This window comes from Nocardia sp. NPDC059764 (assembly GCF_042732555.1).
Taxonomy (GTDB): domain Bacteria; phylum Actinomycetota; class Actinomycetes; order Mycobacteriales; family Mycobacteriaceae; genus Nocardia.
The window spans coordinates 1-15,291 of the sequence record NZ_JBHWHH010000093.1 but is presented as its reverse complement, the minus strand read 5'-3'; the positions used below and the strand labels follow the sequence as shown (position 1 = coordinate 15,291).

Here is a 15,291-nt window from a genome sequence, read left to right as displayed (position 1 = left end):
GGGTGACGTCGATGCCGGTCGAAGAGCGCCTGGGGACCTATATCAAGCGCGCCGAGCAGGCGCTCATGGGCGCGAAGAACGCCGCCCTCAAGCCCGCGGCCGTGACCATCCCGCAGTACGCGGCCCTCTACGTCCTCAGTGAGAACCCGGGCATCTCCGCCGCCGAACTGGCCCGCCGCTGCGGCGTCACCCCGCCCACCATGAACACGGTGCTCACCAATCTGCGCGAGCGCGGCCTCATCGAGCGCACGCCGCACGAGTGGCATCGCAATGTGCTGGAGACCCGGCTCACCGACGAGGGCCGCAAGGTCATGCGGGCGGCCGACAAACGCGCGGTCCCGGTCGAACGGGCGCTCGCGGCGGAGTTCACCGCGGCCGAGCGCGCCGCGCTCATCGACCTGCTCGAGCGGGCCGCCACCGTCCTCGAATCGGTCCGCCCGGACTGATCGCTACCGGGCGTCGTCCGGCGGATCGGCGGTGACCGTCTCGAAGTCGGCGACGAATCGGGTGAGCAGCCGGGCGAATTCGGTGCGGTCGCGGTCCGGCCAGCCGGCGGTCGCGGCATCGAGCGCGGCCTGCCGATTCGCGTGGGCGCGGTCCAGGGTCGTGCGCGCGGAGGCGGTGAGGTGCAAATGGATGCGTCGCGCGTCGGCCTGATCGGCCCGTCGTTCCACGAGACCTTCGGCGACCGCCCGCGCCACCAGCCGACTGGCCCGCGGCTGGTCCACGCCCAGGGCGGTGGCGATATCGGTGACCACCACCTCGCCCTCCCGGGCCTCGACGGCGTCCAGCACGCCGAACAGGGTCGGATCCACGGCCGGGCCCCCGGCGCGGGCCGCGAGCTTGTTCAGTGCGCGCCGGCTCTGGCTGCGGCGAATGGCCACCATGGCGCGCTCGATGGCGACGATCGCGGGGTCGCTGTCCTTCACCCTTGTTATCCTACAATTGATTGTTAAAATACATGCACATGTACTTTTGCAAGTATTAGGAGACGATCATGTCCGACGCACCGAGGTTCCTGGGCTATTGGCTCAAGCACATCGACAAGACCCTCGAAGGCAATTTCGCCGTGTTCCTGGCCGCCGAGGGCCTGCTCCGCCGCCACTGGCAGACCCTGCACACGCTCGCCGACGGCCCGCTCGACACCGCGGGCCTCGATGTCGCGCTGTCCCCGTACCTCGACGCCCACGACCCCACGGCCGCACCGTATGTCGGCGCGCTGGCGGATCGGGGCTGGGTCGCCCGGGACAGCGCGGGGACCTATACGTTGACCCCGGAAGGCGTCGCCGCGCACGCGAACCTGTGGGAGCGCATCCTGATTCAGCGCGCCGCCGCCACCGAGGGCCTCAGCGCCGACGACTACGGCACCCTGCTGGACCTGCTGCGGCGGGTCGCGGCCAATGTCGACGCCTACGCGCTGACGCTGCGCGCGGACGGTGCTACTTCGTCTCCGGCTTGAACACGAACAGCTCGCCGATCCGGGTGGCCACCACGACCTCGCCCTTGCCGCCCACTGCGGTCGCCACGGTGGTGCCCTCCGCGCCCGGAAGATCGTTGGACTGCACCGTCGCGCCATTGCGGGTGTCGAAGGTGACCAGCGTCAGTTTGTCCCCGATCGGGGCCACCGTGTAGCCGGTGCCGCCCGCGGTCTGGACCGGGCGGCCGCGCAGTTCGAGATCCTTGCGCTCCCAGGCGATCTCGGCCTTGTCGCCCTGATCGCGCAGCGCCACCAGGTGGCCCTCGTCGCCGGCGGGCACCAGCAGGCCGTCCGCGACGGAGATGCCGCCGCGCGCCGGGAAGCCCAGGTCCCGAGTCCATTTCGTCTTGCCGGTGGCGGCGTCCACGGCGATCAGGCGGTTGGTGTTGTCGCCGACGTAGACCGTCGAGCCGTCGGCCGAGAGCGCGGGACTGGTGGCGCTGCCCTGTTCGAGCAACTTCGCGTCCCAGTCGACGCGGACCTCTCTGCCGTTGTAGGTGAGCGCCACCAATGCGGCCTGACTGTCACCGGGCTTCCACACGGTCGCGTAGAAGCGGCCCGACTTCTGGTCCACCGCCGACACATTCGCGATCGGGCACTGCGGCCCGCCGGTGGCGCAGTCGTCGAGGCCCTGCCCGTCCGGCGGCCGGCTCAGCGACGGGTTGGCCAGGAAGTCGGGTTCGCCGAGCAGCTGGAAGGTCGGGACCTGGCGTTCGCCGGTCTGCCGGATCAGGACGTCCACCTGCCCGGACTGGGTGACCGACAGGACCTTCCCGTCCCCGGTGAACTGCACCGACACCGGCGTCCCGGCGGCGGGGGTGCGCCAGCGCGGCTGACCGAGGTTGTTGAACGAGTTCACCGCGCCGTCGTCGCCGACGTACACATTGCCGCTGCCGTCCACCGCCGCGCCGCCGTCGACGGCGCTGGGACCCAGTGGATTACAGAAACGCTTACGGCCCGTCGGCATCTGGAACGACACAATGTTGCAGCCGGTGGCGCGGGTGGTGACGTACAGCTGCCCGTCGCCGCCGATGGTGACCGGCTGCGCGACCGGACCGCCCACGGGCCGAGACCAATTCAGCGCCAGATTCCGCGACCCGGTGACCGAGCTGGACCCGCTGTTGCGGGCATCCCCGAACGCCATCGGCCAGCCCTTGCCGGGACCGACGCCGATATCGTCGACCTTGGTACTGCCGTACGCGCACCCCGTCAGTGCGAACAGCCCGGCGCCCGCGAGGGCCAGCACCTTGGACCCGGTGCTCGAGCGTCGATCACGTCCGGTCCGCCGCCTGCCGTTTCGCACCTGCTGGTGTCCCTTCTGCCAGTACGGAAGTCTGAGGATTGTCGCCGGGTTGCCGCAGCCGGGGCCCTGCCGTTGCCGCAGCCGGAGCACAGCCTACTTTCGTGCCCGTGGAAGGGGACGGATACCCTCGTTGAAACGACCGGTGAACACAGGGAGTAGTTCGTGACGAGCATGTGGGGCGCACCGCTGCGCTCGCGTTGGCGGGGTTCGCGCCGCCGGGATCCGGAGCAGGCCCGTTTCCTCACGCCCGCGTCTCTGAAGTGGGTCCTCGCCAATCGCGCCTACACGCCCTGGTACCTGGTGCGCTACTACCGGCTGTTCAAGTTCAAGATGGCCAACCCGCACATCGTGCTGCGCGGCATGGTCTTCCTGGGCAAGAACGTGGAGGTCCACGCCACCCCCGAGCTGTCCCGGCTGGAGATCGGCCGCTGGGTGCACATCGGCGACGGCAACGCCATTCGCTGCCACGAGGGTTCGCTGCGCATCGGCGACAAGGTGGTATTCGGCAAGGACAATGTCGTCAACACCTACCTCGACATCGAGATCGGCGAGTCGACCCTGGTCGCCGACTGGTGCTACATCTGCGACTTCGACCATGTCACCGACGACATCAACCTGCCCATCAAGGATCAGGGCATCGTGAAGTCGCCGGTCCGCATCGGCCCGGACACCTGGATCGCCGCCAAGGTCACCGTGCTGCGCTCCACCCGCGTCGGCCGCGGCTGCGTGCTGGGCGCGCACGCCGTCGTCAAGGGCGACTACCCCGACTACTCCATCTGCGTCGGCGCGCCCGCCCGGGCCGTGAAGAACCGCAAGGAGACCTGGGACGCCGCCGCCGAGGCCCGCGCCGCCCACCTCGAGGCGCTCGCCGACATCGAACGCAAGAAGAGCGGCGTCGCCGCCTCCTGACTGTCACCCCGCGCAGGTAGGTTCACGGCCATGCACCGCTACGCCGCCTTCCTGCGCGGGATCATGCCCACCAACCCCAATATGCGCGGCGAGAAACTGCGCGGCGTCTTCGAAGGGTTGGGTTTCGAGAAGGTCAGCACGCTGCTGGCGAGTGGCAACGTGGTCTTCCGGACCGACGACACCGACGTGGCAGGCCTGGAATCGATCATCCAGCAGGCGCTCACCGCCGAACTGGGCATCCCCGGCGGGACGCTGATCCGCACGCGGGCCCAGCTCCAGAAGCTGGTCGACTCCGATCCCTACGCCGGTCTCACCCACGGCCGCGAAACCTATCTGACGGTCACCTTCGTGCGCGAGCACCCGAAGTCCATCCCCGATTTCGATGGTTCCGCGGTCCGCGTCGTCCGCTACGACGAGCCCGCCGCCGCGCTGCTCACCGTCATCGACAACACCGATCCCAGCACCACCGGCTTCATGTCCACGATCGAGAAGGCCTGGGGCAAGGACATGACCACCCGCACCTTCCTGACGGTCCAGAAGACCCTGAAAAAGATGGACGCCTAGGGTTCTCGCTGACCGGTGGCGCGCGATAGCGTGGCCGGGTGACTCTCGGTTCTCGAGCTGTACTGGCCGCGCTGGCGTCCTGCGCGTTGGCCGGGTCCTTCGCGGCGACCGCGCACGCGACACCCTCCGACGGCGTCACGGGGGTGATCATCTCGCGCACCACGATCGGGGACACCGACTACATCCTGCGCGAAATCACCATCGTCCCAGGCGGTTCCACCGGCTGGCACTATCACGACGGGACGCTGTACGCGGTCCTGCGTCAGGGCGAGCTGAGCCATTACGGACCCGATTGCGCGATCGATCAGGTCGGCGGGGCGGGGACGGCGTTCGTGGAGCGGGCCGGGATCGGCAATGTTCATCTGGAACGGAATCTGGGGACCGAGTCGCAGATTCTCGATGTGCTCTATGTGCTGCCCGCGGGGAGTCCGCTGTCGGAGGACGCGCCGAATCCGGGCTGCTCGTTCAACTGACCGATCCGAGCCTCGGATTAGAACTCGTTCCAATTCGAGGCGCAGACGTGTCCGAGGGAAAAATCCGAGCGTCACCGCTCAGTACGGCTGGTTCGGATCCCGTTCCGGCAGTGGACGTTCCGAGATGACCGGACGGCCGACCGGGTTGCGGACCCGGCGCTTGGCGCCCTGGTAGACCAGTGCGGTCTCCTGCGCCACCACATCCCAGGCGAAGTCGGCGGTGAGGCGCTCGCGGGCGGCCCAGGCGCGCTCCTGCGCGGCGGCCGCGTCGTCGAGCACCGAGATGACCGCTTCCGCAACGCCGTTCACGTCGGCCGGTTCGAACGAGGCGCCGGTGACGCCGTCGGTGACCAGGTCGCCGAGCCCGCCCGCGGTGGAGGTGATCAGCGGGGTGCCCGCGGCGGCGGCCTCGAGGGCCACGATGCCGAAGGGCTCGTAGCGGCTGGGCAGCACGATGGCGTCGGCGCTGTGCAGCCAGCCCAGCAGATCGGTGTGGTCGAGCTTGCCGACGAAACTCACCGCGCGCGCGACGCGGTGGGCGCGGGCGCGCTCACGCAGCCAGTCGAACTGGGTGCCGATACCGGCCACGGTGAGCGTGGTCCCCGGATGCGCCTTGCGGATGCGCGGCAGCGCGGCGATGGCGTCCTGGATGCCCTTCTCGTATTCGAGACGGCCCACGTACAGCAGCCGCGGCGGGCCGGAGCGGGGCGCGCGTTCGCGGAAGGTCCACGCGCCCACGTCGATTCCGTTGCGGATCACCGTCATCGGCACCTTCTCGGCGCCGTAGAGCCGGTGCACCTCGTCCTTCATCGACTCCGAACAGGTGATGAGCGCGTCGGATTCGTGGGCCAGCCACCACTCCACCGAGTGCACCTGCCGGTTCACCCGACCCGAGACCCAGCCGCTGTGGCGGCCCGCCTCGGTGGCGTGGATGGTCGACACCAGCGGCACGTCGTAGTACTCGGCCAGCGTGATCGCCGGGTGCGCGACCAGCCAGTCGTGGGCGTGCACCACATCGGGGGTCCAGCCCTCGCCGATGCCCGGCTTGTTCAACGCGATCCCGGCCCGCACCATGGCGTGACCCATGGCCAGGGTCCAGGCCAGCATGTCCTCGCCGAAGTCGAACACCGGCGGATCCTCGGCGACCGCCACCACCAGGACGCCCTCCTCGATGAAGGAGTGCGTCGGGTGGGTGGTGGCGTCGGTGCCCATCGGCCGGCGCGCCAGCACGACGACTTCGTGCCCGGCGGCGGCCAGCTCGACGGCCAGGTGATGGACGTGGCGGCCCAGCCCACCGACTACGACGGGTGGGTACTCCCACGACACCATCAAGATCTTCATGCGGGTCCTTCTGTATCGACGCGGCGTCCGCGGGCCCCTACGTGGTTACGCAAGCTGCCTCCTCCGGGTCCGTCGCTCCCGCCGAAGCGGGGCCGAGCCTGCGCGCATCGAGCGCGGGGAAGAGTCCGTCGGCCGCGTACCATCCTGCCGCCAACTGACCCGCTTTGGCGAGTTGCCCGGCCGTCACCGCGGCCGCGATCTCGCGCACGGCGTGCGAGTGCTCATGGGCTCGATCACGCGCGTACCCGGCCGCCGAATCCTTCGACACCATGAACGCCCAGTCGCTGGAGACGGCCAGGATCGCCTCCCGCAGCAGCTGGTCGGCAACCGTGTCGCGCAACCCGTATCGGGTGTTCTCGACCGTTCCGGCGTCCACCCGCATCTTGTCGAGGGTGTCCAGCGCGAGCCGCACCACCTCGGCGTTCAACTGGACCAGATCGGACACCTGGTCCCCGGCCCACACCCGCCAGTCCTTGCCCGAACCCCAGGAGGAATCGGCCAATTCGACGCGTTCGCCCACGTAGCCGCGGGCCCGCGCGTCCGCGAGGGTGCCGACGGTGACCCCGGCCTCGGGCAGTGCGCGCAGCACCTGCTCGAGCCACTGCGGGCCCTCGTGCCACCAGTGGCCGAACAATTCGGTGTCGAAGGCGGCCACCACGAGGGCGGGCCGGCCGATGCGCTCCGACTCCGAGATCAACCGTTCCCGCACGGTCGCCACGAAGTCCGCGACGTCCTTGCCGATGGCCGCCGAGGCGAGCTCGGGATCATAAGGAGCCTTGTCAGGACCCGACACGGTCTTGCCGGTGACCCGCGCGGGCTTCAATCCGGTGGCGTGGTCGTAGTGATGGAAATCACGGTAGTAGGGCTGTCCCGGGTACCCGGATTTCGGCGACCAGACGCGGTAGCTGACCGCGAGATCGCGGCCGAAGGCCACCACATCCGAATCCCACACCGGCCGGCCGAGCGTGGTGTCGCCGCGCAGCGCGGGACCGTCCACCATGAAGTGCGAGATGCCGACCTTGTCGTAGGTCTGCTCCATGCCCGGCGTGAACCCGCACTCGGGCGCCCAGATGCCCGACGGCGTGTGCCCCCAGCGCGCCCGCGCGTCCGCCAGGCCCTCGACCAGTTCGAACTCGCGCAGCCGCGGATCCAGCAACGGCTGGAACGGATGCGCCAGCGGCCCGCCCAGCAATTCGATGGCCTCGGCGTCGATGAGCTCCCGCCACACCGGCGAGGCGCCGTGCATCCAGCGGGTCTCGAAATCGTCGAGAGCGGCTGCGGCGAGCCGGTGTTCGTGCCGACCGAGCGCGACATTGCCCGCCATGGACGCCTCGTCGGCGCGCAGTCGCCAGTTGCCCAGCCAGTGGTGCATGCCCTCGAGGCAGTGCGGGTCGTCCAGCTGCGCGGCCAGCACCGGCGTGATGCCCAGGCTGATCAGGTGCGAACGACCTTCGGCGGCAAGGGTTCTGAGCACCTTCGCGACGGGCAGGTAGGACGCGGCCCAGGACTGGTAGAGCCATTCCTCGCCGACCGGCCAGCGCCCGTGATGGGCCAGCCACGGCAGGTGCGAGTGCAGGACCAGCGTGAACTGGCCCGGCACCGGCGAATTCGCGTCCGTCACGGCTTCACCGCGACGGCCAGCAGGTCGAGGCTGGCGTCGATGTCGCGCTCGGAGTCGGCGAGCAGCGCGAAGTCGTCGATGGTCACCGCGGCTACGTCGGCGGCCAGGTCGGCGGGCCACGGCTCGCCTGCCAGCGCCCGCTCGATCTGCGCGTCGATGATCGACCCGCCCCACTTCTCGTCCAGCGCCATGAGTTCGGGCCCGTGGAAGATGCCCGCCATCAGTTCGACGGTGAAACCGGCATCGACGAGCAGTTCGGTCATCTCGGCGGCATTGAGCTCACGCGTGTGGAACGGGTTGAGCGGTGTGTCGCGGCCGGGGGAGAAGGTGATCCGGTTCGGGGTGGAGATCAGCAGCTTGCCGCCGGGCCGCAGCACCCGCAGGCATTCGCGCAGGAATTGCGCCTGGTCCCACAGGTGTTCGATGACCTGGAAGTTCACCACGATGTCGACCGAGGCGTCGTCGAGCGGCAGGTCCGCCAGGTTGCCCTGCACCATTTCCACGCGCGGGTACTTGGCGCGCACGTGCGCGACCGCGCTGTCGTCGTAGTCGAGGCCGGTGACACGCGCGGCGACCCCGGCGATCATATTGGCCCCGTAGCCTTCTCCGCTGCCCGCCTCGAGCACGACCTTGCCCGCGCAACGGTCGAGCATGCGCACGTAGGCGATCTCGTGGCGCCGGAACCAGTAGTTCTCCTCGGCGATGCCGGGCACCGTCCGCTCGCCGGTCAGCGGCAAGGGATCGGTGTGGTTTTCAACAGGTCTCACGGCCTCGCTCATTGCTCCGACGTTAGCGGTTGCGCATATCACACCCGCGACCGGATCAACCGATGCGGAAAGTCACACGCTAAGTTACCCACGAGTAACTTAACGTAGGGTAATCTCCCGAACGAGCTACTTGTGGACGTACGGCAAAACTCGTGCGACCGCCACACCCAGTGCCACCAGAACAGGAGGTCGACGAAGACCAATGCCGAACATCGTCGTACTGATCAAGCAGGTTCCCGACACCTGGTCCGAGCGCAAGCTGACCAGCGGTGACTACACTCTCGACCGCGAGGCCGCCGACGCCATCCTCGATGAGATCAACGAGCGCGCCGTCGAGGAGGCGCTGTTGATCAAGGAGGCGCAGGGCGGCGAGGTCACCGTGCTGGCCGCCGGCCCCGATCGGGCCACCGAGGCCATCCGCAAGGCCCTGTCGATGGGCGCGGACAAGGCCATCCACATCAACGACCCGGCCATCCACGGCTCGGACGCCGTGCAGACCGCCTACATCCTGGCCGCCGCGCTGGGGCAGATCGAGGGCATCGAGCTGGTCATCGCGGGCAACGAGGCCACCGATGGTCGCGCGGGCGCCGTTCCGGCGATCATCGCCGAGTACCTGGGCCTGCCGCAGCTGACCCACCTCCGCAAGCTGACCGTCGACGGCGAGCGCATCGCCGGCGAGCGTGAGACCGACGAGGGCGTCTTCAAGCTGGAGGCCACCCTGCCGGCCATCGTCTCGGTCACCGAGAAGATCAACGAGCCGCGCTTCCCGTCCTTCAAGGGCATCATGGCCGCCAAGAAGAAGGAAGTTCAGACCTTCACCCTGGCCGATCTGGGCGTCGACCCGGAGACCGTGGGCGTTGCGAACGCCGGCACCCAGGTGACCGGTGTGACCCCGAAGCCGGCGCGCACGGCGGGCGCGAAGATCGTCGACGAGGGCGAGGGCGGCAACCAGATCGCCACCTACCTCGTTGGTCAGAAGATCATCTAAGACCGCCCCCGAGCGAACGGCGGGGCGCAGTGCTCGCAGCTCGCCCCCAGAGACCCTGCAGGAGAAAGAACAATGGCAGAAGTACTCGTGCTCGTGGAGCACGCTGAAGGTGCGCCCAAGAAGGTCACCACCGAACTCCTCACCGCCGCCCGTGCCCTGGGCACCCCGGCCGCCGTCGTCGTCGGTGCCCCCCGCACCGCCGACCAGCTGGGCGACGCGCTGGCCGCGGCCGGCGCCGAGAAGATCTATGTCGCCGAGGGCGATGACGCCGAGGGCTTCCTCGTCACCCCCAAGGTCGACGTGCTGGCCGGCCTGTCCGAGTCCGTCGCCCCGGGCGCGATCCTGGTCGCCGCCACCGCCGACGGCAAGGAGGTGTCGGGTCGCCTGGCCGCCCGCATCGGTTCCGGTCTGCTGATCGACGTCATCGCCGTGAACGGTGACGGCTCGGCGCAGCACTCCATCTTCGGTGGCGCGTTCACCGTGGACGCCAAGGCCACCGGCGACGTGCCGGTGATCTCGGTCCGTCCGGGCGCCATCGAGGCCGCCCCGCAGGCCGCCGCCGGCGAGAAGGTCGCCGTCGAGCTGCCCGCGCAGGAAGAGGGCGTCACCAAGGTCATCTCGCGTGAGCCGAACGTGGGCGGCGACCGCCCCGAGCTCACCGAGGCCGCGATCGTGGTGTCCGGTGGCCGTGGTGTCGGTTCCGCCGACAACTTCGGCAAGGTCGTCGAGCCGCTGGCCGACGCCCTCGGTGCCGCCGTCGGCGCTTCCCGCGCCGCCGTCGACTCCGGCTACTACCCGGGCCAGTTCCAGGTCGGTCAGACCGGTAAGACGGTCTCCCCGCAGCTGTACGTGGCCCTGGGCATCTCCGGCGCCATCCAGCACCGCGCCGGCATGCAGACCTCGAAGACCATCGTGGCCGTCAACAAGGACGAAGAGGCCCCGATCTTCGAGATCTCGGACTACGGCATCGTCGGCGACCTGTTCAACGTCGCCCCGCAGCTGACCGAGGCGGTCAAGGCCCACAAGGGCTGAAAACCCCTGCGGTAACCCGCAATCGACCGTCCCCCGGCCGCTGTGGCCGGGGGGCGGTTTGTGTTCGTGCCCACGGTATCGGGGGCTCGGTGCCGCCGCCCCAATTGTGAAATGTGCAATTTGCAATTTGGCTGCGGCCGGGCCGGGTCTGGTCGCCACATCGGAAGGCATTACCCCATGCGGATTCCCATCGGAGCCGTCGCTGTCGCGGGCACCTTGGCGGCCGGGATCGGCCAGGCAGCCGCCGAGCCGTTGCCATTGAACGACGTCGCCGCTTCTTCCTCCGCATCGGGCTCGGCATCGGGTTCGGTATCGCCCTGGGCGCCGGACGGGTGCAACCAATCCTCTGTCGGCGGCACCGGAAGCGCCCGGGCCGCTGGGATTCTCGCCTTCGCCATCGCGGAGCTGGCGTCCGGAAACATGGCCGGGGTGCTCGCCGGTGTGGTCGGCGGGTCCTCGTGCCCCGGCGAAGTGGGCTAGGCGTAGGTCGGGGGCGAATCCGGGTTATCCCGGCCGGAATCGGCTGGGGGGCATTCTTTTTCGTTCCGGGGGAGGGTGGCCGCGCTTCGCGTGCCACAGGAATTGAGGGCCTGCGGGTGCGGCAGATTTCGGCCAAATCTGAAACGTGTTCCCTTACGTTGTGAGCGCGGCTCGGCGAAGGCCCGGGTCATCGCTGCTCGAAAGGTTGTGCACCATGCGCACTCTCATTCTCACCGGCATCGTCGCGGGCGCACTGATCACCGGAATCGGCCCGGCGGCGGCCGCACCGCTGCCCCTGATCGACGTCTCGGGAACCCCGGCGGCGACCGACACCGCGGGCACCGACAGCAGCCTGACCGGCAGTGCGACGCAAAGCGCCGCCGGGATCGCCGGGATCCTGTGCCTGCTGACCAACCCCCACTGCGTGGGTGAAGGTGGCGGCCGGGTCGGGTAAGCGAGGCCCGCGCCGTACAGTGACACGGTGCTAGGGCGATTCGATTGCGGAGAACCGTGTCGGCGAGGCGGTCACCGGCAAGCGCACGGTGACGGCCGCTCTGAACACCGACGGCCACACCTACCGATGGCGGACCGTGCATGAAACAGCGGTGCCGGAGGCCTGAACCCGGTGCCCCGGAAGGCGATCGGCTACGGGCGAGCCCAAGGAATTGGGGGTGATCGGGCGGGCGGATTCCGGTCCTGTTTTGAAACGGAAGCGATTAACTTTCTGGCGGCGGCTGGAAGGTCCGGCCGCGCTCCACCGAAGGGTGCTTCATGCGCATATTCCTTGCCACGGCCGGTATCGCCGCGGCACTGGCCGTCGCAGCGGGTCCGGCTGCGGCCGAACCGCTTCCGCTGTCGCCGCCCGCCCCGATCGCCACCAGCGCTCCGGTTGGCACCAGCGGTCCGGTCGTGCTGCCGCCGCAGACCTCGGCGCCGTACACTGGCAGCGTGCAACCCGGGACGCCCTGTCAGGCGAGCTGCGGCACACCGCCGCCCTGGCTCTCCTAGCCCGGCCGCCGGGGGGAATCGCCACGGGGAGCCGTTTGCCGTGCGGGCCGGTCGTCGTGCAGGCTTGGCCGGTGCTCGGGCTATTCGATCCTCGGCGTCGGCAGGCCGTGCCGCTCGCCCCTGAGAAGGCGGATGCGGCAGGCGATGTCGACCTGGCCGGCATCGTCGCGGCCTTCCACTACGACCTCGCCGAATGGCTGGGCTCGGACGCGCCACCGAAGGTGTTCGACCGCATCTCGGGCCAGTTGGACGAACAGTTCACCTCGGTGGTCACCACGGGGGAGACGGTGGATCGGGAGACGTTGCTGGCTGGCTTGTGGTCGGCGCGAAACCTGCAGCCGGGGTTGGAGATCGAGGTCTCCGACGTGCTGGAGCTGACGCGCGGCGGCCACCTGCTCGTGCTGCGGTTCGTGGCCGAGAACCGAATGGCCGAGGTCCGGAATCGCCGGTCGGTGACGGCGGTACTGATCACCGACGGGCGCACCTATCGGTGGCGAACCGTGCACGAGACCGCGACACCCGAACTCTGAACCCGCTGCTGCGGAAGGGGGTTGGAGCTCGACCGCTCATGGAATCAAGGGCACCGGGTCCGCAGACTTCGGGCAAATTCTGAAATGGAATCGATTATCTTTCCGGGGCCGGGCAGTCCGGCCACGAACCCCTACCGAAGGACTCACGTTCATGCGCGCACTCATCGCTGTGGCCGGTATCGCGGCGGCCCTGACCGCCGGGGCCGGTCAGGCCGCAGCGGCCACGACGCCCCCCACCTTCCCCGGAATTCCCACGACGGGCGATTCGAGCGGTTCGGCCAACGCCGCGCTTGGCAACTTGCAAAGTCTGGTGTTGTGCACGGTGCTCGGCAGCACCAACATCTGTGCCCCCATCACGGAGCCGCACATCGGGTGATGGTGGCCGAGCGGACTGCCGCGGCGCTGGAGGTTCCGGCCGATCGGGCACACGCCCGGGCGTTCATGCGGTCGATGGAGGAGATCGTCTGGGCTGTCGAGAACGAGGAGCTCAAGGACCTGCGGCTGCATCTAGCGGTCGCGGTGGCGCTGGTTTGTGTTCAGGAGCTGCGGAGGGCGGCCAGCAGGGTGGTGACGATGGGGGAGGTGCGGCCTTCGGCGCGGGTGACGGCGGAGACGGGGATGCGGAGTGGGTGGCCGGTGAGGCGGAGGGTGGCGATGCCCTCGGTCTGGCTGTCGGCGTAGAGGATGGTCCAGGCGTCGGGGCGGTTGATGAGTTCCATGGTGGCGGTGTGGTCGGGTGGGATGGGTGGGCCGAAGACCGGGCCGGTGGCGAGGTCGGCGAAGGCGGCGCGGACCACGTTGTGGAGCAGGACCTGCTCGGACTCCGGGGGGAGCAGCAGGGGATAGGCGCCGAGTTCTGCGAGGGTGACGTCGCCGCCGCGGGTGACGAGCGGGTGGGCGGTGGAGGTGGCGATGACCGGATCCTCGAGCCAGAGCTGTTCGACGTGCAGTCCGGGCTGGTCCACGCTGCCGCGGATGAGAGCGAGATCACAGTCGCCGTCGGCCACCGCCTGGATGCGCTGCCGGAAGGGTTTGATGACGAATTCGATCTCCGCGCCCGGATGCGCCTCGCGTGCGCCGGCGATGGCGGACAGTGATCTAGTTGCGAAGCTCATATTTGCTGCGAGGCGAATGCGTGGCCCGGAGGCCCGTACAGCTGCGCGAATGGCGGATTCGAGGCTCAGCATTTGTTTCGCAAGGGGAAGTAGCCGAGTGGTCGCGTCGGTCGGAACGACCGAACGGGTCGAGCGTTCGAAGAGGTTCACGCCGAGGTCGCGTTCCAGCCGCGCGATCTGGTGACTGATAGCCGACTGCGAGATGAAGCAGCGGCTCGCGGCCCGGCTGAAGCTCAGCTCCTCGCAGACCGCCACGAAGTAGGCCAGTTGCCGCAGCTCCACCGCATTCTCCAATTCATGATCAACGTAGATAAGAGTCATCTTGATTATGCGCCCTGACAGCTGGAACAACCGCGTTCCGAATCACGGTTAGTCATGAGAGAAGGGAGCAGTCATGTACAACGTGGAGGCGGATATCGAAACCGCCGATGTCGTCATCGTCGGATCGGGCTTCGGTGGTCTCGCCGCCGCCAAACAGCTGAACAAGTCGGGCGTGCGCTACGTCCTCATCTCGGGTACCCCCGAACACCTCTTCCAGCCACTCCTCTATCAGGTTGCGACGGGTGTGCTGGCTTCCGATGAGATCGCGCCGCCCATCGCCAATATTCTGCGCAAGCACAAGCACGGTGAGACCCGTCTGGGCAAGGTAACCGCGATCGACGCCCCGAACGCGATCCTCACCTACGAGACGCCCGAGGGCTTGCGCAAGATCCGCTACGGCAAGCTGATCGCGGCGACCGGCGCCAGCCAGTCCTATTTCGGCCGTGACGATTTCGCCGACAAGACGTTCTCGCTCAAGACCATCGACGACGCCCGCGATCTGCGCGCGCAGATCGAGCGGGTCTTCGAGCAGGCCAAGACCGCCGACCCGGAGACCCGCCGCCGGCTGCTGAGCTTCGTGGTGGTGGGCGCGGGCGCGACCGGCGTCGAGGTCGCCGGTCAGCTGAAGGAACTCGCGAAAAGGTACTTCCACCTGGAGGATACGGTCACTCTGGTGGAGGGTGCGGGCGTGGTGCTGCCGCCCTTCGGTGGACGGCTTTCGGAGTATTCGAAGCGGTCGCTGGAGCAGAGCGGCGTCGAGGTGCTGGTCGACACGTTCGTGACCGATATCGAGGACGGCAAGGTCACCGTCAAGAGCAAGGACGGTGTGGAGCGCGGCATCGCCGCCGAGACCGTGGTGTGGTCGGCGGGTGTGCAGGCGGGCGGCTTCGCCCAGGTGCTGGCGGAGGCCACCGGTTGCGAAACCGACCGCGCCGGACGTCTTCTCATCAACCCGGACTGCACCGTGGGCGGTCACGCCGACATCTTCGCGATCGGTGACATGACCTTCCTCAACGGCTACCCCGGCCAGTCGCCGGTCGCCATGCAGGAGGGCCGCCACGTGGCCGACATCATCCGCGGCAAGAAGGCCGCCGCCACCCCGTTCCAGTACTGGGACAAGGGTTCGATGGCGGTGATCAACCGCTTCAACGCCGTCACCAAGCTGAACGACAAGGTGAAGTTCACCGGTTTCGTGGCCTGGGTGACCTGGCTGGCGGTGCACCTGTTCTACCTGGTCGGCTTCCGCAACCGCTTCGCCGCGGTGCTGTCGTGGCTGGTGGCGTTCATCGGCAGCGGCCGTCCCGGCTTCGGCGAGGTCGAAAAGGGTTCGGCGGCAAGGGCTCCCGGTCGGGAGCGGGTAGC

At 68.7% G+C, this 15,291-nt stretch carries 19 protein-coding genes; 13 read left to right on the top strand and 6 right to left on the bottom strand.

Translation table 11 applies throughout. The features are described 5' to 3' along the window. The first annotated feature begins 11 nt into the window (after positions 1-11). Positions 12-446 (top strand): MarR family transcriptional regulator, encoded by a 435-nt coding sequence (locus ACFV4K_RS20965; protein ID WP_357279973.1) that lies wholly within the window; start codon positions 12-14, stop codon positions 444-446. A gap of 3 nt (positions 447-449) precedes the next feature. Here the strand turns inward: ACFV4K_RS20965 and ACFV4K_RS20960 are convergent, their stop codons facing one another. Next, the gene (locus ACFV4K_RS20960; protein WP_379276974.1) at positions 450-929 is read right to left on the bottom strand and encodes a MarR family winged helix-turn-helix transcriptional regulator; all 480 of its coding nucleotides are present in this window, start codon (positions 927-929) and stop codon (positions 450-452) included. A gap of 68 nt (positions 930-997) precedes the next feature. On the opposite strand from ACFV4K_RS20960, the gene ACFV4K_RS20955 reads away from it, so the two are divergent. Then, a complete protein-coding gene (locus tag ACFV4K_RS20955) occupies positions 998-1,459 on the top strand; it encodes a MarR family winged helix-turn-helix transcriptional regulator (protein ID WP_379276972.1) in 462 nt (153 codons plus the stop codon). Here ACFV4K_RS20955 and ACFV4K_RS20950 read toward each other — a convergent pair. Continuing rightward, entirely contained in the window at positions 1,440-2,780 is a 1,341-nt protein-coding gene (locus tag ACFV4K_RS20950; protein ID WP_379276971.1) for a PQQ-binding-like beta-propeller repeat protein, read from the bottom strand. The two genes, ACFV4K_RS20955 and ACFV4K_RS20950, sit on opposite strands and share 20 nt — an antisense overlap. 162 nt (positions 2,781-2,942) lie before the next feature. On the opposite strand from ACFV4K_RS20950, the gene ACFV4K_RS20945 reads away from it, so the two are divergent. From ACFV4K_RS20945 to ACFV4K_RS20935, 3 genes are read left to right on the top strand one after another with little or no spacing between them, the layout of a single operon-like run. Beyond that, entirely contained in the window at positions 2,943-3,689 is a 747-nt protein-coding gene (locus tag ACFV4K_RS20945; RefSeq protein ID WP_379276969.1) for an acyltransferase, read from the top strand. Between the two features lie 30 nt (positions 3,690-3,719). Then, the gene (locus ACFV4K_RS20940; RefSeq protein ID WP_379276967.1) at positions 3,720-4,253 is read left to right on the top strand and encodes a DUF1697 domain-containing protein; all 534 of its coding nucleotides are present in this window, start codon (positions 3,720-3,722) and stop codon (positions 4,251-4,253) included. Between the two features lie 38 nt (positions 4,254-4,291). Continuing rightward, on the top strand, positions 4,292-4,726 hold the full coding sequence (locus ACFV4K_RS20935; protein ID WP_379276965.1) for a cupin: 435 nt from the start codon (positions 4,292-4,294) through the stop codon (positions 4,724-4,726). Between the two features lie 78 nt (positions 4,727-4,804). Here the strand turns inward: ACFV4K_RS20935 and ACFV4K_RS20930 are convergent, their stop codons facing one another. The 3 genes from ACFV4K_RS20930 to ACFV4K_RS20920 are packed head-to-tail and all read right to left on the bottom strand — an operon-like array spanning position 4,805 to position 8,467. Continuing rightward, on the bottom strand, positions 4,805-6,067 hold the full coding sequence (locus ACFV4K_RS20930; RefSeq protein ID WP_357096249.1) for a glycosyltransferase family 4 protein: 1,263 nt from the start codon (positions 6,065-6,067) through the stop codon (positions 4,805-4,807). Positions 6,068-6,104: 37 nt separating this feature from the next. Beyond that, positions 6,105-7,688, bottom strand: coding sequence for a 1,4-alpha-glucan branching protein domain-containing protein (locus tag ACFV4K_RS20925; protein WP_379276963.1), 1,584 nt, complete (start codon positions 7,686-7,688; stop codon positions 6,105-6,107). Then, on the bottom strand, positions 7,685-8,467 hold the full coding sequence (locus ACFV4K_RS20920; protein ID WP_379276961.1) for a class I SAM-dependent methyltransferase: 783 nt from the start codon (positions 8,465-8,467) through the stop codon (positions 7,685-7,687). Before ACFV4K_RS20920 ends, ACFV4K_RS20925 begins: the two co-directional genes overlap by 4 nt. A 190-nt stretch (positions 8,468-8,657) precedes the next feature. Between ACFV4K_RS20920 and ACFV4K_RS20915 the strand changes: the two genes are divergently transcribed. From ACFV4K_RS20915 to ACFV4K_RS20885, 7 genes are all read left to right on the top strand, one after another. Next, complete coding sequence (locus tag ACFV4K_RS20915; RefSeq protein ID WP_379276960.1) at positions 8,658-9,443, top strand: electron transfer flavoprotein subunit beta/FixA family protein; 786 nt, start codon at positions 8,658-8,660, stop codon at positions 9,441-9,443. A 72-nt stretch (positions 9,444-9,515) separates the two neighbouring features. Further along, positions 9,516-10,475: an electron transfer flavoprotein subunit alpha/FixB family protein gene (locus ACFV4K_RS20910; protein WP_379276958.1), complete on the top strand. Its 960-nt coding sequence runs from the start codon at positions 9,516-9,518 to the stop codon at positions 10,473-10,475. Positions 10,476-10,652: 177 nt separating this feature from the next. Beyond that, the gene (locus tag ACFV4K_RS20905; RefSeq protein WP_379276956.1) at positions 10,653-10,955 is read left to right on the top strand and encodes a hypothetical protein; all 303 of its coding nucleotides are present in this window, start codon (positions 10,653-10,655) and stop codon (positions 10,953-10,955) included. 214 nt (positions 10,956-11,169) lie between these two features. Beyond that, positions 11,170-11,409: a hypothetical protein gene (locus ACFV4K_RS20900; RefSeq protein ID WP_379276954.1), complete on the top strand. Its 240-nt coding sequence runs from the start codon at positions 11,170-11,172 to the stop codon at positions 11,407-11,409. Between the two features lie 317 nt (positions 11,410-11,726). Continuing rightward, positions 11,727-11,963 (top strand): hypothetical protein, encoded by a 237-nt coding sequence (locus tag ACFV4K_RS20895; RefSeq protein WP_379276952.1) that lies wholly within the window; start codon positions 11,727-11,729, stop codon positions 11,961-11,963. Positions 11,964-12,034: 71 nt separating this feature from the next. Next, positions 12,035-12,493, top strand: a complete 459-nt coding sequence (locus tag ACFV4K_RS20890) for a hypothetical protein (RefSeq protein WP_379276950.1) — start codon at positions 12,035-12,037, stop codon at positions 12,491-12,493. 151 nt (positions 12,494-12,644) lie between these two features. Beyond that, positions 12,645-12,869, top strand: a complete 225-nt coding sequence (locus tag ACFV4K_RS20885; RefSeq protein ID WP_379276948.1) for a hypothetical protein — start codon at positions 12,645-12,647, stop codon at positions 12,867-12,869. Positions 12,870-13,029: 160 nt separating this feature from the next. On the opposite strand, the gene ACFV4K_RS20880 is transcribed toward ACFV4K_RS20885, so the two are convergent. Continuing rightward, positions 13,030-13,890 (bottom strand): LysR family transcriptional regulator, encoded by an 861-nt coding sequence (locus ACFV4K_RS20880; protein ID WP_379276946.1) that lies wholly within the window; start codon positions 13,888-13,890, stop codon positions 13,030-13,032. A 112-nt stretch (positions 13,891-14,002) separates the two neighbouring features. Here ACFV4K_RS20880 and ACFV4K_RS20875 point away from each other — a divergent pair. Continuing rightward, positions 14,003-15,291, top strand: a 1,289-nt coding sequence (locus ACFV4K_RS20875; protein WP_379276944.1) for an NAD(P)/FAD-dependent oxidoreductase, incomplete at its 3' end; no start/stop codon positions are given.